This window comes from Slackia equolifaciens (assembly GCF_003725995.1).
Taxonomy (GTDB): domain Bacteria; phylum Actinomycetota; class Coriobacteriia; order Coriobacteriales; family Eggerthellaceae; genus Slackia; species Slackia equolifaciens.
In genome coordinates, this window is the sequence record NZ_QIBX01000001.1 from 439,504 (window position 1) to 462,064 (window position 22,561).

At 61.2% G+C, this 22,561-nt stretch carries 12 protein-coding genes; 2 read left to right on the forward strand and 10 right to left on the reverse strand.

Annotated elements, in window-relative coordinates; translation table 11 throughout:
• Positions 1 to 14: 14 nt before the first annotated feature.
• Positions 15 to 266 (forward strand): DUF4160 domain-containing protein, encoded by a 252-nt coding sequence (locus tag DMP06_RS11865; protein ID WP_380783424.1) that lies wholly within the window; start codon positions 15 to 17, stop codon positions 264 to 266.
• Between the two features lie 581 nt (positions 267 to 847).
• Here the strand turns inward: DMP06_RS11865 and aspS are convergent.
• The 5 genes from aspS to DMP06_RS01800 form a co-directional block, all read right to left on the reverse strand.
• Positions 848 to 2,626, reverse strand: a complete 1,779-nt coding sequence (gene aspS / locus DMP06_RS01780; protein WP_123208015.1) for an aspartate--tRNA ligase — start codon at positions 2,624 to 2,626, stop codon at positions 848 to 850.
• Positions 2,627 to 2,871: 245 nt separating this feature from the next.
• Positions 2,872 to 4,257, reverse strand: a complete 1,386-nt coding sequence (gene hisS, locus DMP06_RS01785; protein WP_123208016.1) for a histidine--tRNA ligase — start codon at positions 4,255 to 4,257, stop codon at positions 2,872 to 2,874.
• Between the two features lie 139 nt (positions 4,258 to 4,396).
• Entirely contained in the window at positions 4,397 to 6,580 is a 2,184-nt protein-coding gene (locus DMP06_RS01790) for a YhgE/Pip domain-containing protein (RefSeq protein WP_123208017.1), read from the reverse strand.
• Positions 6,577 to 9,258 carry a YhgE/Pip domain-containing protein gene (locus DMP06_RS01795; protein WP_123208018.1) on the reverse strand — a complete coding sequence of 894 codons (2,682 nt, stop codon included), beginning with the start codon at positions 9,256 to 9,258 and terminating at the stop codon, positions 6,577 to 6,579. The genes DMP06_RS01790 and DMP06_RS01795 overlap by 4 nt, the downstream gene beginning before the upstream one ends.
• A 237-nt stretch (positions 9,259 to 9,495) precedes the next feature.
• Entirely contained in the window at positions 9,496 to 12,462 is a 2,967-nt protein-coding gene (locus DMP06_RS01800) for an insulinase family protein (protein ID WP_123208019.1), read from the reverse strand.
• 224 nt (positions 12,463 to 12,686) lie between these two features.
• Here DMP06_RS01800 and DMP06_RS01805 point away from each other — a divergent pair, with 224 nt between their 5' ends.
• Positions 12,687 to 13,598 carry a trigger factor gene (locus DMP06_RS01805; protein WP_161957792.1) on the forward strand — a complete coding sequence of 304 codons (912 nt, stop codon included), beginning with the start codon at positions 12,687 to 12,689 and terminating at the stop codon, positions 13,596 to 13,598.
• Positions 13,599 to 13,685: 87 nt separating this feature from the next.
• Here DMP06_RS01805 and DMP06_RS01810 read toward each other — a convergent pair whose 3' ends face one another.
• From DMP06_RS01810 to recJ, 5 genes are all read right to left on the reverse strand, one after another.
• Complete coding sequence (locus DMP06_RS01810; RefSeq protein WP_123208021.1) at positions 13,686 to 14,315, reverse strand: DUF47 domain-containing protein; 630 nt, start codon at positions 14,313 to 14,315, stop codon at positions 13,686 to 13,688.
• Positions 14,316 to 14,411: 96 nt separating this feature from the next.
• Positions 14,412 to 15,464, reverse strand: coding sequence for an inorganic phosphate transporter (locus DMP06_RS01815; protein WP_123208022.1), 1,053 nt, complete (start codon positions 15,462 to 15,464; stop codon positions 14,412 to 14,414).
• A gap of 258 nt (positions 15,465 to 15,722) precedes the next feature.
• Positions 15,723 to 16,403: an MBL fold metallo-hydrolase gene (locus tag DMP06_RS01820; RefSeq protein ID WP_123208023.1), complete on the reverse strand. Its 681-nt coding sequence runs from the start codon at positions 16,401 to 16,403 to the stop codon at positions 15,723 to 15,725.
• Positions 16,404 to 16,469: 66 nt separating this feature from the next.
• Entirely contained in the window at positions 16,470 to 18,863 is a 2,394-nt protein-coding gene (locus tag DMP06_RS01825; protein ID WP_123208024.1) for a RelA/SpoT family protein, read from the reverse strand.
• A 2-nt stretch (positions 18,864 to 18,865) separates the two neighbouring features.
• Positions 18,866 to 22,270 carry a single-stranded-DNA-specific exonuclease RecJ gene (gene recJ / locus DMP06_RS01830; protein WP_123208025.1) on the reverse strand — a complete coding sequence of 1,135 codons (3,405 nt, stop codon included), beginning with the start codon at positions 22,268 to 22,270 and terminating at the stop codon, positions 18,866 to 18,868.
• Positions 22,271 to 22,561 lie beyond the last annotated feature (291 nt).

Here is a 22,561-nt window from a genome sequence, read left to right on the forward strand (position 1 = left end):
TGCCAACACTCAGCATGTTCTACGGAATTGTAATCACTAGGTTCAATGAGCAGGGTGCGCCTCATCACATGGCGCATTTTCATGCGAGATACGGACAGTACAACGCTGCGTTCGATTTGAATGGAAATCTCATTTCAGGATCCTTTCCCGCAAAGCAAAGAAAGCTTGTCGCTGCATGGTCGACAATACACCACGATGAACTTCTGGCGAATTGGGATTTGCTATCATGTGGCGAGAAGCCTTATCGGATTGAGCCCCTTCGATAGAGTGAGAGGCATCGCGATGCACTGCAACGTCACCAAACAATTGCCCCAGCTTTCCTCGGTAGTCCCAAGGGAGGAGAAAACAATCCTACTCACCTACACGACAGGGGAGCAAAGGATTTTTGACGTATCCCCCTTACATAAAAGGCTCCTGGTTTGGAGAACTCGCCGATCAAGAATACTTTCGCCTTGTCCAAATAGAGCCGACATATCATGAGTGGATCGACTGGCCCCACGGGCAGGACATCGCGCCGCATGAACTCTACGACCTAAGCACCGCAGTTGAATAATCAACCCGCTTGAATAATCAGCTCCAGTTCTGATGTGCGGCACCATGCACGTTAAGCCGTATGCTGTATTACGCGGAACACTCAAGCGCCCGGATTCCACGTTGAGCCGCCCCTAATTCTTGTGCACGAGAGATAAGGGGCGGCCCGTAGAATCCGGGCGCTATTGGTGTGAGATACGGAGATATCGGAGCCCGACGTAACAAGCCCAGTAGACCGAACGCTATAGGGCGTGACTTCAGGCGCCGGCAAATGCCGGCCTACGCAAGCGAGCCGCTGCCGCGGACGAGCAAGCTGCTACAGCGTGCGCAGCGAGACTTCCTTGAGCTGACGGGTGGTCACCTCGGACGGAGCGCCGGTCATCGGATCGGATGCGCTGCTGGTCTTGGGGAACGCGATGACGTCGCGGATGGACTGCTTGCCCGCGAGCAGCATGACCAGGCGGTCAAGGCCCAGCGCGATACCGCCGTGCGGGGGCGCACCCAGCTCGAGCGCGTGAATCAGGTGGCCGAACTTCTCGTCGATCTCCTCGTCAGTCAAACCGCACACGCGCAGGATGCGACGCTGCAGCTCGGCGTTGTGGATACGAATCGTGCCGCCGCCGGCCTCGAAGCCATCCATGACCAGGTCGTACGAGTAGCTGCCGCACTCAAGCGGCGCCTCTTCGATCAGATGCTGCTGATCGGGCGGCACCATGGTGAACGGATGATGCTCGGCGGCATACTTCTTCTCCTGCTCGTCGTAGCGGAACATGGGGAAGTTCACCACCCACAGAAGCGCGTGCCCCTCGCGCGGAATGTTCAGCGCCTCGGCCATGTGCATACGCAGCGCAGAAAGCACGGCGTTGGCAACGTCGGCGGTGTCGGCCGCGAACAGCACCAGGTCGCCCGGCTCCACGTTCAGGGCTTCCTTCATCTTGGCATAGGTCTCATCGTCGAAGAACTTGATGATGGGGCTCTTCTCCTTGCCGTCAGAGGTGTAGGCGATCCATGCCATGCCCTTCGCGCCGTTGTCGGAAGCGATGTGGCCCAGCTTGTCGATCTCGCCGCGGCTCCAGTCGCCTGCGCCCTTGGCGTTGATGGCCTTGACCACGCCGCCGGCCTCGACAGCCTTGGAGAACACGCCGAAGCCGCAGCCGCGCACGATCTCGGTCAGGTTGACGAGCTTCATGCCAAAGCGGATGTCGGGACGGTCGCAACCGTAGTACTCCATGGCGTCGGCATACTGCATGCGCTGCAGCGGGAAGGGATGCTCAACCCCGGCAGCCTCCAGCACCTCCGCCATGACGCCTTCCATCATGTCGATGACGTCTTCACCGTCGACGAAGCTCATCTCGATGTCCACCTGCGTGAACTCGGGCTGACGGTCGGCGCGCAGGTCCTCGTCGCGGAAGCAGCGGGCAATCTGGTAGTAGCGCTCGATGCCGCCGCACATGAGCATCTGTTTGAACTGCTGCGGGCTCTGCGGCAGCGCGTAGAACTTGCCCGGGTTGGGGCGGCTGGGCACGATGTAGTCGCGCGCACCCTCGGGCGTGGAGTTGGCAAGAATGGGCGTTTCCACCTCGATGAAACCGCGCTTGTTGAGCGCGGCGCGCATAGCCTGAGCCACGGTGTGACGCAGCTTGATGGTCTGGAACATCTCAGGACGACGCAGATCCATGTAGCGCCACTTCATGCGCGTAATCTCGTCGGTCTCAATGCCGTCCTCGATGGAGAACGGAGGGGTGACGGAGGTGTTCAGCACCACGAAGGAGCTGGCCAGAACTTCGATCTCGCCGGTCTCCATGTTGGGGTTGACGGCATCCTCGCCGCGCAGGCGCACGGTGCCTTCGACCTTGACGACATACTCGCGGTGCGAATGCTCGGCCTCGGTGAATTCCTCAGCGGTCACGCAATCGGGATCCACCACAACCTGCGTGTAGCCCTCGCGGTCGCGCAGGTCGATGAAGATCAGGCCACCGTGGTCGCGATGGTGCCACACCCAACCGGTGAGCGTCACTTTCGTGCCGGCATCACCCGCACGCAGCTGGCCGCACGTGTGGTCGTGCATGCAATATTCGTTCAAATAATCCGTCATGATTCCTAATGCTCCTTATCTTCAAACGATACCGCTGATCAGGCGGATCGTCATATCAACGAGAATTACGCGGACGCAGGTGGCCGCTATAAGCAAGCAGGCGGCTCATTCATGCATCCACGCCCAAACGCGGCAGCGCAATGCGGCCGCAGCGCCTTCGATGCGCGGAAGGCGCAGGAGGCGGCGCCGACAGCGAAACGTGCGTCCGAACCCGAAAGGCCCTTCAGCGACGTTCGCGCCGACGCCTACAGATTCTCGGATGAGAACAGCTCGTCGAGGGATACGGGCGTACTCGCCGCACCCATGGGCTGTCCGCCGAAGTGCGCCAAAAGCTTGCGCGCCGCAGCGATATCCACCAGGCGCTCCTCGTGCGAAGCCATGTTGCGCACGCGCGCCTTGCCTTGGGCCAACTCGTCAGGACCCAGCACGAATACGTGGCGCGCGCCCAGCTTGTCAGCCATCTTGAACTGGCTCTTCAGGCTCTTGCCCTGGTGGTCCATCTCCACGGTGAGGCCTGCATCGCGCGCCGCGCACAGCAGGTCGAACGCGGTAGGACGTACGGAGTCATCCACGCAGGCGATATAGCCGTCCACGCGCTTGGGCGTGTCGGAAAGCGCACCTGCCGCTTCAAGCGCCAGAACCATGCGTTCGAAGCCCAGCGCAAAACCCAGGCCCGGCGTAGGACGGCCGCCCACGGCCTCGGCCAGCTTGTCGTAACGGCCGCCGCCGCCGATGGCGCTCTGCGAACCCATACCCTCGGTCACCTGGACCTCGAACACGGTGCGCGTGTAGTAGTCAAGGCCGCGCACCAACGTGGGGTCTTCGATGTATTTAATGCCAGCGGCATCCAGCAGGCTCTTCACGGCCTCATAGTGCTCGCGGCAATCGTCGCACAGATGGTCGGTAATCTTGGGGGCGCCCGCCATCACATGCGCGCACGTCTCGTTCTTGCAGTCGAACGCACGCAGCGGATTGGTATCGGCGCGGCGACGGCACTCCTCGCACATCTCACCCTCGTGGTCCAGAATGTACTGGCGCACGCTCTCGCGATAGGCGGGGCGGCAGTGCTCATCGCCCATGGAGTTGATCAGCAGCTGCATGGATTTCGCCGGCACGCCCATGCGCTCGAAGAAACGCATCAGCATGATGATCATCTCGGCATCGGCCGTGGGCTCGGTGGAGCCCAGGCACTCGGCGCCGATCTGATGGAACTGACGCAGGCGACCCTTCTGCGGACGTTCGGCGCGGAACATCGGTCCGGCATAGAACAGCTTGGCGGGGGCGGCACCCTGCTCCACCAGGTTATGCTGCACCACGGCACGAACCACGCCCGCCGTGCCCTCGGGGCGGAGCGACAGCTTCTGCTTGGACTTCAGACCCGAATCGTCGCCGGCGGCAAGCGCGCGCTTGTAGTTCTCGCCGCTGCGCACCACGAACATCTCCTTGCCCACTACGTCGGTGGCCTCGCCGATGCCGCGGGTGAATACCTCGGTCAGCTCGAAAAGAGGCGTGTCGATGGGCTCGTATCCATACGTAGAAAAGAGTTTGGCAGCCGTATCGGTGGTCTGTCGCCACAGTCGTGCGGCGGCAGGCAGCATATCGGCGGTACCCTCGGGTGCGTTGTAAGGCATGTGCGTCCTTCGTTTCTAGCGCGCGAATCACGCGTGACATGGCGTTATACGTAACGCGGTATTTTAACACCATGAATGCAAATTCCCGCAAAACAACAGAGAAGGTGCAGGATACGCCGCCGAGACGCCGCCCGCTTCCCTACATCACCTTGGTGCTTTCTACCTTCTCCACGAATTTGCCCACCAGCTTGATAAGCGGGTTGCGCAGCACCAGCCCCAGCACAATGAACGGCAGGGTGAACAGCGCGAGCGTGCCCAGCTGAACCCAGAAATCGCCCTGATACACGCCGAACTGCGCGGCACGCATGGCGTTCACCGCGTGCGTGATAGGCAGATACGGACTCACGTCCTGCACGAACTGCGGCAGCAGCTGCAGCGGATAACTTCCACCGCCGCCCGACACCTTGATGATCAGCAAAAACACCGAAAGCGCCTTGCCGAAGTTGGCGAACGATGCCACCAGCGTATAGATGATGAACGCGAACACCAGCCCAGCCACCCAGAAGATGAGCAGGTACAAAAGCGGCTCGTTAGCCTGCACGCGCAGGAAGAACAGGTTGCCCAGACACACGCACGTGCTCTGCATGAGCGAGATGACGGCCACCACGCCGAAGCGACCGATGAACAGCTGGCGCGGCGTGGGATTGTCGAGCCCCTCCAGCGTGCGTTGCGACGGGTTCACCTTGAGCGCCACCATGATGAGCAGCGCGCCGATCCACAGCGCAAGCGTGGTATAGAGCGGCGCCATGGCTGAACCGAAGTTCTCCACCGGGTAGACCGCATGCCGATCGAGCTGCACCGGAGCCGAAAGCGCCGTCGCGAGCGCTGAAGGGTCGCTGCCTATCACCTTGCGCAGCGCCTCAGTGTCGTTGGACGCCAAGGCCTTCGAGATATCCTGCGAGAGCTCGGTGAGGTTGGCGCCCGATTCTTCCATTTGGTCGGCGGCGTCATCGAGCCCCTGCTGCGCAGCATCCACTTTGCCCGCCACGGAATCGGTCGCGCCCGTCAGGTCGCCCGCCGCAGCATCAAGCTGCGACCCTATTGCCGCCAGCGACGTGCTCGCATCCCCCACGTCGCTGGCCAGCTGCTGCAGCGTAGGCTTGAGGTTGGAATCGTAATCGGCCTTCGCGCCCGCCAGACTTTCCTGCGCCTGCGCCGCCAGCTGCTTGACCTCGTCGCGCTTTGCCTGCGTGTCCGAGCTGCCCGCCTCGATGGAATCGGCGGCCGAATTCAGCGAATCGCGCAGCTGTCCCTGAAGCTCGATGGACGAATTCAGGCGCGCAATCACGGCATCGACCGCCGCCTGGTCCTCTTCGGGCAGGTTGGCCTTGATGGTCTCCAACTGCGCCGCTAGATCTTGATAATTCGCGATCTGGCTGTCGATTGCAGATGCCTGGGAGCGCAGCTGATCGGCGGAATCCGACGCAAGCGCGCCCGCAGAATCGAACGCCGCGTCAACGGAATCGGCCACGGCCCCATACCCCGCCGAGCTTTGCTCTATTGCCGACGAAAGAGCGCCGGTGGCATCGTCCAGCGCACCCGTCACCGTTCCTGCAGCATCTTTGGCCTCTCCGGCCTCCGACGCCACATCGCCCGCCGAAGCGCGCGCCTGAGCGATCAGGTCGCCGGAATCTTCCACCAGCGCACCCGCCGTGCCCATCACCTGGGAATACGTACGCAAAACCTGCGATGCCTGCGTCATCTGCTCGCCTACCGACCCCACGCGGTCACCCAGCTTCGCAATGGCGCCGCTTGCGTCGGCGGAATCCAGATAGTCCATCAGCGATGAAGAGATCCCCAGCGCTGCCTCGGAAAGCGTTTCAGCGAACACGCGATTCACCTGGGTAGATATCTGGTCGGCTCCCTGATCGGTCACCTTGGGCGCGATAGCGTTCTTCTTCTCATTGGTGTAGTACACGATGCTCGCATGCTGCGCGTCGCCGGTGTAGAACGTCATCATGTCGCGGCTGAAGCTCTTGGGGATGACTACCGCCGCGTAGTATTTACCCGATTTGGCGCCGTCAATCGCGTCCTCTTCGTCAGTGAACTCCCATTTCATCTGGTCGTTCGCACGCAGAGCCGACACCACCTGGTCGCCGATGTTCACGCGGATGGGCACCAGATCGCTCTGATAACCTTCGTCGGAATTGGCCACGGCCACTGTCAGGTTGCCCGTGTTGTTGAACACATTCCAGCACGCGATGATGTTGTACCATGAGAATATGGACGGCAGCGCCACCAGGCCCAACACGATGATGACCGTGACCACGTTGCTGCCCATGCGTTTGAGATCGCCTACGAAGAGGCGCCAGATATTTTTCATCGCACGCCTCCTTTCGGCGGATTCTTCTGCCCGGCGGCATGCTTGCCGCGGGGAATTACCGGGTTCACCGTAGGACGCGCCATCGGCGAACCCGGTGCGTGCGCAGCGTGATGGGCAACCTTGGCCTCGCTGTCGTGCCAGCGCTCCACCTTGCTGCGATCGACGTACGGCGACAGCACCTCATCGTCGGTCATCGAATCAAGCGCCGCCTGCCTGACCAGGCTATCGCGCACGTATTCGACCACGATCAAGAAGCCCACCAGCAGCACGAACCACGCCAGCAGCACCGTGAGCATGACCACCTTCTCGGCCTGCGTGACCGCGAGCACCGTCATGGCGGCAACGGGAACCGCCACGCCCAGCACGAGCGCACCCGCCTTGAGGCGCGGATACATCTTCATGAAGCGGGTCGCACGCGCTTTGATGGCGTCGCGATATTCATCGCGGTCGGACAGCACGCGGATAAGCTGTGCAAGGCGATAGCGCCGCTCAGGCAGCTGCACGGCTTCGCTGTTAATCAGGTCGCTTTCCTCGAGCTGTCGCGCGAACAGGCGGTTGAGATTGGCTACATACGGGCGCGCGGCAAGGCCGATAGCCATGAACGCGACGAAGAACGCCGCCAGCACGCCCATGTCGTGCAGCCATGCCCCGTCGTAGAACCCGCCGATGACCTCACGCATGGCGTTGATGCCGTACGTGAACGGGAACGCCGGGTACACCGCCTGGAAGAATCCCGTGGTCATCTCGATGGGGTACAGACCCGTGGCCGCAGGAATCTGGATAAACACCAGAATGATGCAAAGGCCCATGCCCACATGCTGCAATGTGCCGGAAAGCGCGTATTGGATGCTCAGATAGGCAAGCGACGCGCCGATGGCGGTCAGATAGAACGCCGGAACGCTCGCGGTTTGCACGCCAATCGCGAGGCAACCCGTCACGCACACGATGGCTTGAAGCGCCACCATGAACGCAAGCAACAGCCAACGCCCCAGATAGCGTTGCCACGCTTTGATGCCCGGCACGCCTTCGCCGTCCACCTCGATGCGCATGATCACCATCAGCATGAACGCACCAATCCACAGCGTCAGGTTGATGAACAGCGGCGCCATGGCCGAGCCGTACGCATTCAGCGGATAGAGTTTTTCCGTCTGCACAGTGGTGGGCGACATCATGAAGTCGGCCACCTTCTGCGGATCGAGGTCGCCGTCGAAAAGCTCCTGGATGGCGTTCGACGATCCGAGCGCTTTGATGTCGGTTGCGGCGGTATCGAAATCAGACTGGATGCCCGCCAGCAGATCGTCCGTCTGGGTAAGCGCGTCGGCGGATAGCTGAAGGGTTGATTTGAGCTCGTCGAGCGCCGAGGACGTCTGGTCGATGAGCACGACCTGACCCGACACCGTGGACGAAAGCCCGTTGGCGGCGGTGCCTATCTGGCCCAAGCCAGCGCTCAGCGACGGCACCGTATCGTTGGACAACGATGCGCGGAATCCGTCCACGCTCTCAATGGTGCCCTGCACAGCGGAATCGACCGATCCCGACGCACCCGAGACGGACGTTGCCGTACCGGTGATATCGGAAGACAGCACAGAAAGCCCGTCGAGAGTCTGCTGAGCCTGGTCGTTCGCCCCTTGCAGCAAAGCTACCGCCTGGGCGAGCGCATCCTTTCCCTCGCCTTCGGGCAAGCCCGCCACTATGGCATCAAGCGCCTCCGCCATCTGGGCGTTTTCCTGGACCACTGCATTCGCCCTCGAAATCGCGGCATCCACATCGCCTTGCGCCGCCACGATGCCCGACGCCGTTTGACCGATGGCAGCGTTCGTTTGCGCCGATGATTGGGACAATAGAAGCGAGCCTTGGTCAAGCACGCTGCCCATTGAGGTTGAAAAGCTGACGATTCCCGACGTAGCCTCGCCCGTTAGCGCCGATACGTCGCCCAACGCAGAAGAAAGCAGTACGGCCTGCGCTTTTGCGTCGGCGAGCGTCTGCTTGGCGTCATCCGCCTTGCCTTGCGCCTCTTCGGCGGATGCCGCCAGCTCATCAAGGGCATCACGCGCGTCGGCGACATCGCCGCTCGCCGCATCAAGGCGGTCGATGGCGCCACCCTGCGCGGTTTCCAGGTCGGTTTTGGAATCGCCCAGCCATTCGTCGATACCCTTCGCCACCGCCTCGCTCGCGGTGGACACAAAGGTGTCGTTCACCGTGGTGTCGAGCGTGGTTGCGCCCGTATCGGTGATTTTGGGCGCCACGGGGCCGGTTTTCTCATTGACGTAGTATTCGAGCTTCGGCGCAGTGAAATCGCCGGTCAGAATCGTGGCCATGTCGGAGCTGAAATCCTGCGGTATCACGAACGCCGCGTACGCATCGCCCGATTCCACCGCCTGCATCGCCTGGTCGCGATCGACGAAATCCCATCCGAGTTGATCGTTGTCTTTGAGCTGGTCGACAATCTGAGAGCCCAGGTCAAGGTCGCCCAGCACCTCGTCATGCGTGCCCGCATCCTCGTTCACCACGCAGATGCGCAAATTGCCCGTATTCTCATAAGGGTTCCAGAACCCTATCACGTTGAACCATGCATATAACGAAGGCAGCACGATGAGGAACAGCGCCACGAGCCACGCCGCCGGCACCTTTGCCACGCGCTTCACATCGCGCGCGAACACGCGAAACACGTTGCCCATGAGCGCCTCCTTTCTTGTCGCATTGTCGCACTAAAAACCACGCGCCACCATGACAGAAACGCTTCTTTCAAGTTCACTCTTTTGAGTCTCGTAGTCAAACTGTTACTCTAATGAATGACTCGACGTCGCGTAAAGCCCTCTGTGGCAAATCGCACGTTTGCCACACCATGCAAGAAGGGCGGAAGCTTGGTGCTTCCGCCCTGTTGAATCTTCGGTTATGTATAGCTGAATTTCGCGCTAGAACAGCTCCGTGACCTCAAGGTCGACCGATTTCGCGGCGACTATCAGCTCTTTGCTGCCGAACACGCACACGTGACCGTTCTTCGCCACGGCATCGAGCGTCGGTGCGAAACCGCGCAGCGTTTCGGGCGTTGCCGCAAGAATCTGCTCGCGCGTCTTTTCGCGCCAATCCGTCGGCTTGCCCGTGAAGTAGGCACCATCCTGACGAAGCGCCGCCGTCTTGGGCTTGACCGGCGCATCATGCGTCGCCACCGTGGACACGATGTAGCCTTCCATCTCGTCGATGTCGGGCTCAAACGCCGCCAACCATTTCCCCGCCGCGTCGAAGCGTTTGATGGTGGGGTCAACCGCCGGATCGCGGAACGAATAGTAACGCGCAAGCCCCGCCGCCACACGGCGGAATCCTACACCGTACGCGCCGCCTTTCACACGCACTTCGTTCCACAGGTAGTCGAACGAAAGAGCGTTGGACGCAACCGACCATGCACCATCGAACGCGCCCAGGTCGGACACGTCGGCGCCCTTCGCCACGTACACCACATCGCCGGGCACGACGAATGCCTCGTCTTTAGCCTGGGGTTCAGGGATGGCGATGCGCGAGCGTTCGACATCCTCTGTCGCCGAATCGGCTCCCAACACGCACGCCGAACCCTCCGCAGCAAAGCCAAGCGTTCCCGCAAGCTTCCAGAACCTCGAGCAGTCCTCGTGCGAGCCCACGAAGCTCGCCGTCACGCGCTCGCCCGAGAACACGCGCGCCCTCACGTCTTCGAGACGCGCCTTGAAATCGTCGAACCGCTCGTCGAAGTGTTCAATCAAATCCTTCAAGAACAGATAGAAATCCACGCCGCTCATCTGCTCGCGCAACACACATGACTTGAAGAAATACGAGGTCATACGGCTAATGGCGCGCGTATGGCCCTCATTCATGAACGCCTGCTCCATGGCGATGCGGCGCTGCACCAGTACATCGCGAATCTTACCCGCATCGTCAAAACGCGTGGTTTCCCATATCTCACGCGGAATGTTTGCCAGATACTCTAGCTCCTCGGACAGGGCACTCGCCGACACCACCATCTTGAGCGACAGATCATCAGGCGCCCCGTCAGGAGCATACACGTTCGCCGCAAACCTCAAGTTCCCCAGATGCGAGCGGGCATACGTATCCAGGTCAGCCGCCGTATGCTGCGCGGTATCCAAACGGCACAGCAGCATGGACAAAATGGTCACGTACGGCAAATCGTCCCAGGCAAGGTGGTCGATATCGATATACAGACGTAGGTAGTCGATATGGCGCGTAGGCATGTCGTAGTGCAGGCACGCAAGTGGCGCGCCCTCGAAGCGCTGCGCCTGCGTGTCAGGCCGCGCAGCCCCGATATCGCTCACATGCAACTGCGGAAGCGTCGCCAGCGCCTCGGGCGAATCAGGCTCTTCCTGCAAACGGCGCAACTCGGCGACATCCTCCCGCACGCGCTCCTTGTCCTCGTTGCTCATCGAGGCGAGCTTCGCTGCGAGCTCGGCGGCCTCTTCGGTCTCGCCACCGGTCTCCTGCGGCACCACGTCCACGAGCGCCTTGTGGCCGTTCTCCGGCAGAAGCGACGCCAGAATGTCCTCGAAATAACGCCCGTCCAGACCGGCGCGCATATGCGCCAGCGCATCTTCGTAGCGCAGATACGTGGTAGCCATATCATCGCCGTAGAGCCACCCGGCCAGCGCGTTCATCGCCAGCGGCACGCCGTCGGCCATACCACGGTCACGTTCGCGCAGGTCAAACGCCATCTGCGAAAGCGATGCCTCCAGCAGATCGCGCGGGATGCCCTCTTCGGCAAGGCGTCGTGCCTCGGATTCGATAAGCTCCATGAACGCGCGGGCGACGCCCGGCTTCGCGCCCTTCAGTTGGAACATGGCAACCGGCTGCGCCTGCGAATCCAGCAGATACGCCGTGGCATCGCCACCCAAACCAGCATCGAGCACCGCACGCTTGATGGGCGATTCGTTGCCGCCCATGAGCGCATCCATCAGCACGTCCGCCGCCAACACGCGCTCGAAATCGCGCGCCTCGCCAATCACGTAGCCCACGCCAACCGTCGCATTCTCAGGAGCGGTATCCATGGGTATCTCGACGTCCAGCGTCACATGCGGCGCGGCAATGCCAATCTCGTTGGGAGCGTCATCGGTGCGCGGCGCGCAATCCGCCGCGGAAAGATAGCGCTCGTCCAAAAAGCCCAGTACGCGGTCAAGGTCGAGGTCTCCGTACAGCACGATATAGGAATTGTCCAAACGGTAATGGCGTGCGTGCGTGTCCAGATACCCCTCGTAGGTCAGCTGCGGAATGGCGCGCGGATGCCCACCCGACTCGAACTCGTAGCACGTGCCCGGGAACAGCGCCGCGTTCACCGCGTGATACAGCACACTATCGGGGTCGGCCAAGGCACCCTTCATCTCGTTGAACACCACGCCGTTATAGCGCAGCGCCTCGGGTGCGTCGCCCTCAGCCTCGTCCAGCTCAAAGTGCCAGCCCTCCTGCTCGAAGATGGCACGCTTGCCATAAATCATCGGATGCAGCACGGCATCCATGTACACATCCATCAGATTGAGCAGGTCCTGATCGTTGGTACTCGCCACCGGATACATGGTCTTATCGGGGAACGTGAGCGCGTTCAAAAACGTTTGCATCGAGGTCTTGAGCAGGTTCACGAACGGCTCTTTGACCGGAAACTTGTCGGAGCCGCACAGAACCGAGTGTTCGAGAATGTGGAACACGCCGGTGTTGTCGGCGGGCGGCGTCTTAAACGTAATGGAGAACGCCTTGTTCTCGTCCTCGTTCTCCAAAAACAGCAGGCGGGCGCCGCTTTTCTCGTGGCGCATCACGTGCGCTGCGCCGTCGATCTCGTTCAACGGCTCGCTCTGCACCGGGCCGAACCCGTGAGCAGCGGCAATGGCGCCAATCTGGTCGGAAGTGAGCATACATGCCTCCTCATAAGCCGCGGCAAAACGCGCAGCACAATCAATCCCATGCCGGCGCCGCAGGCTTCATCGTGTAACGCGAGGGATTATAGCGCAGCAGCCCAACACCGCGCGGCAACCTCGCACTTTCGATGAAAAGCCCCGATGCGCAGCCAAACGCCCGTCATTCAACAATACAATCAGGCCACCATCCGCTTTGCGAAGAGCCCATGAATCGAGGTCCTATGGAAATCACGATGCCCCAGATGAATGATGCCGACGGAGAAAAGCCGTCCGACATGCCCATTGAGTTCTCGGGGTCTCTCACCGTAGAAGAAGCGGCCGAGTTTGCACGAGGGGCGCATCGACGATTGGCGACCGTGCTGGGCACCGACGAAGCAGCCGCCCTCGAGAAGGTGCGTTTCATGCTCACCGACATGGAGATGGGCGTGTTTTTGGAAGAAACCGTCAAGGCGCGGGCAACCGACCACGCCATCCGCAAACTTGGCCTGACGTTTTTGCTGGAGCCGTCCACGCGCTCGACGCTGCCCTACCAAGAGGGAGCGCCCTATGCGTTCGCGGCAGCCGTGCATCCCATCCCGTCTATGGAGCTCGATTTGGAAACGCCCATCGAACTCACTGAAGAGCTGCGCGCGGAGGTTGCCCCCCAAAGGGCAAAGTACGTCGATGCCGATGAGGGCGCCGCAAGCCCCTCCCTGCTCTCCGTTTCGCCCAAACTCGAGAAGCACATCCTTCGCGCTCTGCGCGCGCGCCTGACAGGCACCGTCTCCGCCACGCTCGAGAGCGCGGCATTCGCCCGCGAGAACAAGGCATTCCACGCCGCACTTGAAGAAGACGGCGAAACCTATCGCGAGTACCGCATCCGCACGGGCAAGAAGCCGCAGGAGGTCGAGGCCGACCTGCGCCGCGGCGCCATGCGTCAGCTCTACGACGAGATAGCCCTGGAAACCATCTTTCATGAACAGAACCTCAAGGTGACGCCCGAAGATGAAGCAGCCATCCTGCACGAGATGGCCCCCGGCCGCGAAGAAGCCCTGCGCCAGGAGCTCGATAACGCCGGCAAGCTCTGGATGCTCGCCCAAAAAACCCGACGCGCCAAAGCGCTCGCTTGGGCGATTGACAACCTGGTTCGATAGAAAAAGAAAGGGGCCCTAAGGGCCCTTTCTGGTTGTGTAATCATGCTTATCGCGCAAACGCTCCGGCTTGTTGCGCGAGCGATTTGGCTATGCGTTCTTCAGCATCACCATGCGCATCGTGTCCACCACGTGCTCGCAGGCGTCTGCCGTATTTTCAAGGCGCTGGAACAGCTTGTCCCAGATGAATACATCCGCCGGGCTTTCCTCGCTGCGCAGATACAGGTCGCGCATCACGTGGAAGAACAGATCGTCCGCCTCTTCCTCAACGTCGGAAACGCTGACCAGCAGCGCGCTGAGCTTCTTGGATTTCTTGAAATCGCGGAAGTCGCACATGGCGGCCTTGAGCGCCTGGCAGCTCTTCAGCAGCAGACGGGCGAATTCCACGGCGCGCGGATGCATGGACGTCACGTTGTACATGTAGAAACGCTGAATGGTGCTCTCCATGTAGTCCACCACGTCATCGAGCCCCTGCGTGATCGCGATCACGTCCTCGCGTTCGATGGGAGTGATGAAGTCGACCGCCAGAGCCTCGAATACCTCATGGCACACCTCGTCGCCCGCATGCTCGATGGCATGGGCGCGCGTGATTTCGGGGAGCACGGCATCGGATGTCGTGAAGTTCTCGATGATCTCAATCAGAAGCTCGGCCTCCTGGCAGGCAAGGTCGACCTGCTTCTCGAACGCATCGAAGTAGTTGAAACGTGACTTAAGGCTCATGGAAATCCTCTCTTTGAAGCGCGCCGCGCACGGCCGTCGCGTCAGACCAAACTAACGGCGCCCGCCCGCATCGGAGCCCCTGCGCCGCGACATACGTCAGATGAACATCAGGAACAGCTCCGCCATCAAAAAGCCGATCAGGCCGCACCCCGGGAACGTGAGCACCCAGGTCTTAACCATATCGATCGCCACCTGCCATTTCACGGCGGTCTTGCGCTTGGCGGCGCCGACGCCCATGATGGCAGTGGTCTTGACGTGCGTCGTGGAAACGGGCATGCCGGTGAACGTGGCGAGGATCAGGCACAGCGTCGCGGAGAAGCTTGCGGAAAAGCCCTGATACACCTCGAGGTGCGTCATGTTCATGGCAACGTTTTTGATGATGCGCTCGCCGCCGATGGCGGTGCCCAGGCCCATGTTGATGGCGCAGAGCACCATAAGCCAAACGGGCAAGGCCAGCTCGGCCGATTGCCCCAGCCCCGCGGAAAGCGCGATGCCCAGCAAAAACACGCTCATGAACTTCTGGCCATCCTGCGCGCCGTGCATGAACGCCACGCCGGCTCCCGCGATGATCTGGCCCCAATGGAACACTTCGTTGGCCTTGCGCCTGTTCATGTTGCGGCAGAAAAACGCCATGAGCTTGGCGGTGAGCCACCCCAGACCAAAACCCAAAAATGTCGAGAGCAGAATGCCGTAGATGACCTTGACCCATTCGTTCCAGTTGATGGCGTCGAGGCTGCCCATGGCGGCGATAGCCGCACCGGTAAGGCCCGCAATAAGCGAGTGGCTTTGCGATGTGGGAATGCCGAAGTACCACGCGGCGCCTCCCCAAACGATGATGGCAACCATGGCAGCGGCAAGAGCGGCGATGGCAACGGTGTTGTCGCCGCCGAAATTGACCATGTTGAAGATGGTGCTTGCCACGGCGCTGGTGAACATCGACACCACCAGCAATCCGAGGAAGTTGCACACTGCGGCAAGAATAATCGCAGGTCGAGGCTTCATAGAGCGCGTGGATACCACCGTAGCGATGGCGTTGGGCGCATCGGTTGCGCCATTGACGATAATCACGCCCACGTTGAGCAACGTGACGGCAACCATAAGGGGGTTAGTCATGAGATGGGCTAAAAACGTCCCCAGTTCTACGCTCACGGCACCCTTCCCTTCGAAACGGCGCGGGCCAAAGCCCCACCTTCGCAGAAATACGACCCGCATCCAAGGGCGCACGAAAAAAGAGGGCGCCCAAAACGTGCACCCTCTATGATACGCGTAATTTTACAAAAAATTGACTTAGATTTTACTTGTTAAGAAAATGCATCAAGATTGGATTAACCCGACGGCTTTATACAGATAGCCCCTAGATCGACCATGGCCACGCACAATCGTCAGGCTCAACCGCAAAAGAAGCAATTAGAACGCCTCGATCACGCGACGGCGCTCGATACCGATCGTGGTCAGGCCCTCATGCCCGGGGAATACGATGGTGTCGTTGGGCAGAGGCGCCAGCTTGTTGCGCAGGCTTGCGCGCATCTCCTTCGCGCTGCCGCCCTCGAAATCCACGCGCCCGGTAGCACCGCGGAACAGCGTGTCGCCCGAGAACAGGATGCCCGGCTTGCCGTCAAACCCCGGCAGATACACGCACATGCCACCTTTAGTGTGGCCCGGCGTGTGAATGACCTCGAATTCAAGGGAGCCGAGCTTGATCGTGTCGCCGTCTTTCACCTTTACATCCACGTGGACAGGCGCCACGGCATCCCAATTGCCGAAATACCCCGGCTGGCCCGACTCGATGATGTCACAGTCGGCCACATGCGCCACCACTTTGGCGCCCGTCTCCTTGACGAGTTCGGGCAGGGCAATCAGGTGGTCGTTATGGTTGTGCGTGCACACGATGTACTCAAGCTTGAGCCATCCGAGCGCCTTGATGATGGCCTGCGCATCGCCCGCAGGGTCAACCACCATAGCGGGTGCACCCTCCTCGCGGCCGTCGGAGACGATCATGCAGTTGTTGTCCATCATTCCGATGGTCAGCACGGAAACCGGCACGCAACCAGTGCCTTCGGTGATGATTCGCTTGCAGTTTGCTCGCATAGGACTCTCCTATCAGGTAGTTCGCGGGCACAGACTCGTGGACGACGGCACAAGCCGAGCGCAAGTCTAATGCTTCTTCTTCCCGCCTCGTCCGGCGTGGGGAGTGTTTCCAGGCAGCATACGACGCGCTTCGAACACGCCTTCGATCTGACGCAACGATTCCAGAATCTTTTCAATGTTGGACAGCTGCGACACCTGGAACAGATAGCGCATCTCGACGATGCCATCGGAATGGCTGACCGTATTGGACGAAATCACATTCACGCCGGTGTCCGAGATGGTATTGATGATGTCGCGCAGCAGGTTCAGGCGATCGAGCGCCTCGATATACACCTCCACCTGGAACGACGCGGCGCTCTCGGCGGAATCCTCCCAATGCACCTCTATGAGGCGCCCTTTGTCGCGCATCAGGTCGTTGGCGTTGGGACAGTCGGCACGATGAATCGACACGCCGCGCCCGCGCGTCACAAACCCGATGATCTCGTCGCCGGGCACGGGGTTGCAGCAGCGAGAAAGGCGCACGAGAGCGTTGTCCAAACCCGCAACCACAACGCCGTTGGACGACTTGCCTTTGCGGGCGGCGCCAGCAGGACGCTTGGCATTGGTGAGCATAGGCGGCATGGTGCCCGTGGTCATGATGCTCGACACGGGACGCGGCTCTGCCTCGGGTTCGGGCGCAAGAATCTTGATCAGGCGGTTCGCTACGTGCAGCACCGTTTCCTTGCCGGCGCCCACGGCCACCATCATGTCATCGGCGTCCTTGTAACCCATTTGTTCAGCCACGGCCTTCTGGGCGCGAATGCTGGCGGTAGAGCCCAACCCCAGCCCATGCTTCTTGAGCTCGCGGGCAAGCTTATCGCGACCGAGCACCAAATCGTCGCTGCGGCTGACCTTGGAGAAATAGCTGCGCAGCTTGCTGCGAGCCGAAGGCGTCTTCACCATCTTGAGCCAGTCGCGCGAGGGCGTGGCGCTCTTCTGGGTGAGAATCTCCACGCGATCGCCCGTCTGCAGCTCATACGAAAGCGGCACAATCGAGCCGTTCACCTTGGCCCCCACGCAATGGTTGCCCACCTCGGAGTGCACGGCGTAGGCAAAATCAACCGGCGTCGACCCCGCGCGCAAGCTCTTCACGTCGCCCGTGGGCGTGAACACGAACACCTCGGTAGGCGCAAGGTCCATCTTGAGCTCGCTCATGAACTCGCGCGAATCGTCCGTCTCCTCCATGCGCTCCACCACCTGGCGCAGCCATGCAATCTGCTTGTCGAATGCGGCGTCGGCCTTGCTGCCCTTCTCCTTGTAGCGCCAATGCGCCGCAACGCCGTACTCGCTCATACGGTGCATCTCTTCGGTGCGAATCTGCACCTCAAGAGGACGACCGGAAGGACCGATGACCGTGGTGTGCAGGCTCTGGTACATGTTGAGCTTGGGCATGGCGATGTAGTCCTTGATGCGCCCCGGCATGGGATGCCACAGCGAATGGACCGCACCCAGCGCCGAGTAGCAATCCTTGACCGACTCAACTATGGCGCGCACGGCGATCAGGTCGTAGATCTCGGAGAAGCCCTTGCCGCGCTTGGTCATCTTCTGGTAGATGGAATACAGATGCTTGGGCCGCCCCGCGATGTGCGCCTTGATTCCCAGGCGCGTAAGCTCGGCGGAAAGCGTTTCGATCACATTGGCCAGATAGCGCTCGCGCTCTTCGCGGCTTTCGGCCACCATGCGCGAAATCTGCTTGAATTTGGCGGGCTCCAGGTAGAAAAACGAAAGGTCCTCAAGCTCCCATTTAATGGAGCCGATGCCCAGGCGATGAGCAATAGGCGCATAGATCTCGAGCGTTTCGTGGGATTTGAAGATGCGGCGGTCCTCGGGCAGCGCCTGAAGCGTGCGCATGTTATGCAGGCGGTCGGCGAGCTTGATCACTATGACGCGGATGTCTTTGCTCATGGCCACGAACATCTTGCGGATGGTAGCTGCCTGCTCGTCGGTCAGGCTCTCCACGGCAATCTGCGTGATCTTGGTCACGCCCTGCACCAGCTGGGCAATCTCGGGATTGAAATCCTCGGCCACCTGCTCGACGGTCACATCGGTGTCCTCAACCGTATCGTGGAGCAGCGCCGCGCACAGCGTGTCCACGTCCATGCGCAAATCAGCCAGGATAAGCGCCACCTCAATGGGGTGAGCGATGAAGGGTTCGCCGCTTTTGCGCTGCTGCCCGGCATGCGCCTTGTCGGCGAAATGGTAGGCCTTGCGCAACAGCTCCATGGCGTCCTCGGAAAGGTACCCCGACGCACGCTTTTCGAGCTCGGCGAAACGCGCGTCTGGAGCCATATCCTCGCCCGCGGCGGCCGAAGGGGCGATGCCCCCGTCGTAGGAGTCTATGGAGAGGGCGCCGATCGCATCGGCGAGTTCAGGCTCAACCGGCAATGCGATAACACTGTGAACGTAGTTCTGTTCTGCCATGGCTACTCTCCCCTTTGCGACTCATCCGACAGCATGGGGCGCACGATGCGCCCGCGCAGCACCTCGGCAGGGCTGCGCATGGCCCACTCCCTAAAGCGAGCGAATTCCTCCATGTCACCCATTCCCTCGCGATACAGCACGCTGTCGGTCAATTCCACCTTGCTCGCGCCCATGCATACGTGCACCGCGCGCGCATGCGACGCGCAACCGCACGAATCGTACGTACGCACCAGGCCCAGCTCTTCGAACACCGAGATGCCGCAGCAACACGCCTGGGCGTCTATGACGAAACGAGGCCGACGCGCCATGCAGGCGTCCGCCAGATCCTCATCGGATATTGTAAAGAAAACCTCGCCCTCGTGTACCAAGGCTGCGCCCGGACCCGACGGTTGGCCGCCATGCGCCAGCGCACCGGCAGCAACCTGCGCCTCCGCATCGCGCTGGAGACGCTTGAGCTCACGGTAGATGCACGCCATGGCGTCATGCTCGGGGGCGCTTCCCGCAAGAATGCCCTCGTTTTGCATGACGTCGCGCTTGCCGAAGAGCACATGGATGCACGCCTCCTGGCCGTTGCGACCGGCGCGCCCGCTAATCTGGTTGAATTCGATTTCGGAAAACGGCATGCCGTAGAGCACCACGTGGCGGATATCGGGGATGTCCACCCCTTCGCCGAACGCCGACGTGCACACCAGCACGCGCAACACGCCCTCGCGGAACAGGCGCTCCACGCGTTCGCGCTCCTCGCGCGAAAGGCCGGCATTGTAGAAGCCGATCTGCATTGCCACCTGCGGCACCATAGTGCGAAGCGTGCGAGCCACATCCACCGTGCCCAAACGCGAGTTCACGTACACCACGGTTTTCTCGCCCGTGGCGATGATGCCCGCCACATAGCTGTCTTTATCGCGCATGCTACGGCGATCATCGAGCCCCAGGTTGAAACGCGCGTGGTCGTCACGCACCACCTCTTCGATGCCCAGCGTCTGGCATACCGCCTCTTCGACCTCGGCCGGAGCGGTGGCGGTCACGGCGAGCACCGTGGGGTTGCCGAGTTTGGACACCACGCCGCCCAGATTCAGGTAGGCAGTGCGGCGGCCGGCGCCCGACTGCAGAACGTGATGCGCCTCATCCACCACGAAAAAGCCCACGCGCTGGCACGCGGCGATCTCATCCGCATGAAACGCCAGGTACTCGGGGGTGGTCAGCACCACATCCACGCTGCCTTCGGCAAGGCCGGCATACACGCGACGCCGTTCAGGCAGAGGGGTCTCACCCGAAAGCGCAGCCACAGAAAGCCCCAGGCCTTCGAACGCCGATGCGAGATGAAACCGCTGGTCAGCAAGAAGCGCACGCAGGGGGTACACGAATACGCTCGCCTTGCCCTGCGTGAGCGCGACGCGTGCGGCATGAACCTGAAAGATGAGCGACTTGCCACGGCCCGTACCCATAACCGCAAGCGTGCTGCGCCCTTGCGCAAGGGCGTCGAGCGCGCGGCGCTGCGAGTCGTGGAGCGGGGCGTCGCCGATAAACGCCGCGATGAGACGACGCGTGAATTCCTGAGGGTCCTCGCTCAGAAGCGTCTGCCACTTTGCGCGACAATCGGCCTGGCCGCAGCCGCACGGATCATCGCCCGACTCCTCGAGGTCGCGATCGATGTCGTAGAGCTCACTCACGAAGTCGATCTCGTCGTCGGGCAGGCATGCGCGCAGCGCGGGACATGCGCTCGCCGGCTCGATGGCGTCGAGCATGCATTTGACGGAACGGCGGCCGCGCCATTCGTCCACCTGAGCCTGAAAAGCCGCGTCCACCACACAGCCGCACGTCATGAGCGAGCTGATTCCGTCGCAGTGGAACATGATGCCGTCCACCGAGGCCACGCCGTCAGTGAGCGAGCACGAAAGATGGTTCTTGTTCGCGCCCACCGCACGGCAGTTGGTCAGACGAACATTGTGAGCCAGATAGCGCGGCGTGGGGTTTTCTTGGCCGAACGGCGCCAGGCGGTCAAGGCTTTCCACGGCAGGAAGCGTGAGCTCATCGAGATCGATTACGGCATCCACCTCTATGAGCGGGTGAAAGCTGCCTTCGGGAAGCTCGTCCATATAGGCGCACAGTCGTTCAGTGAATTCAGGCAGCTTGTCCACGGGGAGCGTCACGCCCACAGCGGCCTCGTGCCCGCCAAAGCGCGTAAGAATGTCAGAGGTGGATTCCACTGCCTTGAACAGGTTCACGCTGCCAACGCTTCGACCCGACCCACGAGCCTCATCGCCGTCGATGGTGAAGAGCAGAGCGGGAACGCCATAAGCGTTGACCAGGCGCGATGCCACGATGCCCTTTACGCCCTCGTGCCAGCCCTCGCCCGCCACCACCAATGCGCGCTCGCCGGAATACGATGCGGCAGCCTTTGCCTTGGCGGCTTCGGCGAGCTCGGCCTCGATAGCGCGGCGCTCGCTGTTCACGCAGTCGAGCTCGGCCGCCTTTTGCTGCGCCTCTTCGAAATCATCGGTCATCAAAAGCTCGAGCGCCAGATCGGCGTTGCCCATGCGACCCGCCGCGTTGAGGCGTGGAATGAGCGAGAAGCTCAGGTTGGTCGAAGAAAGCGGCTTACCCGCAGCATTGCACACGCCCACAAGGGCGGCGATGCACGGGCGAGGATTGGCGTTCATGCGCGCGATACCATCGGCCACAAGCGCACGATTTTCGCCCACGAGCGGCATGAGGTCGGCAACCGTGCCAAGAGTCGCGAAATCGGTGTATTCGCGCCACAGATGGGGATGCCCCATGCGACCGCCCAGCACTTGCACCATCTTAAGCGCCACGCCTACGCCGGCAAGAATCGAGCTCTCGCACGACGGGTCGCATTTGGGGTCGGCCACTGGCACGCCCTCGGGCACCATGCCGCCTGGCTCATGGTGGTCGGTCACCACCAGGTCGATGCCCGCTTGCGCCACAAGGAGCGCTTCCTCTTTGCATGAGATGCCGCAGTCCACAGTAACAATCAGACTGGGCTCGCTCGCGCATGCGCGCTCAATGGCCGCAGGCGTGAGACCATAGCCTTCGTCAAAACGCTTGGGGATGAACGGCACGGCATCGCAGCCAAGCTCGCGCAGGCCACGCGTGAGCACCGTGGTAGCCGAGATGCCGTCCAGGTCGAAGTCGCCGAACACCAGCACGCGCTCACCATCGCGAATAGCCCGCTCGATGCGGTCGGCCGCTTCTTTCATCTGGGGGATTTCATAGGGGTTACGCCAATCGCGCTCAAGGTCGGGCGTGAGGAACGTACGAGCCTCCTCGACGCTTTTCACTCCGTGGGCCACCATGGTGCGCGCGACGAAATGCGCGAGTCCGAACTCTTGCTGAATAAGCGAAACGAGCGCCGGGTCAGCCGGCGCGATCCTGAATTGCGCTGCCATAATAACGTGCCTGCCTTACATAGTGTCTTTCGCAGGCTATTTTCGCACACTTACCGCGCGTTATGCACGAGGTGCGTCGTATTGCGCAAAGCGCTTCACTTTTGGGAAGAGCGAATGCCCGCAAGGCGGCATTTCCCTTGCGAAATGCCGCTTGGCTAAACGCAATATGAAACAAACGCCGATATGCTGCAGTTTTGAGTGGGTTTCAAAAGTAGCCATTTTTCGCCAACCCTGTGAACTGGGGATATGCGAGCAATAGAACCGGGCTACTTTGCAAAGTCTCAAAAAACT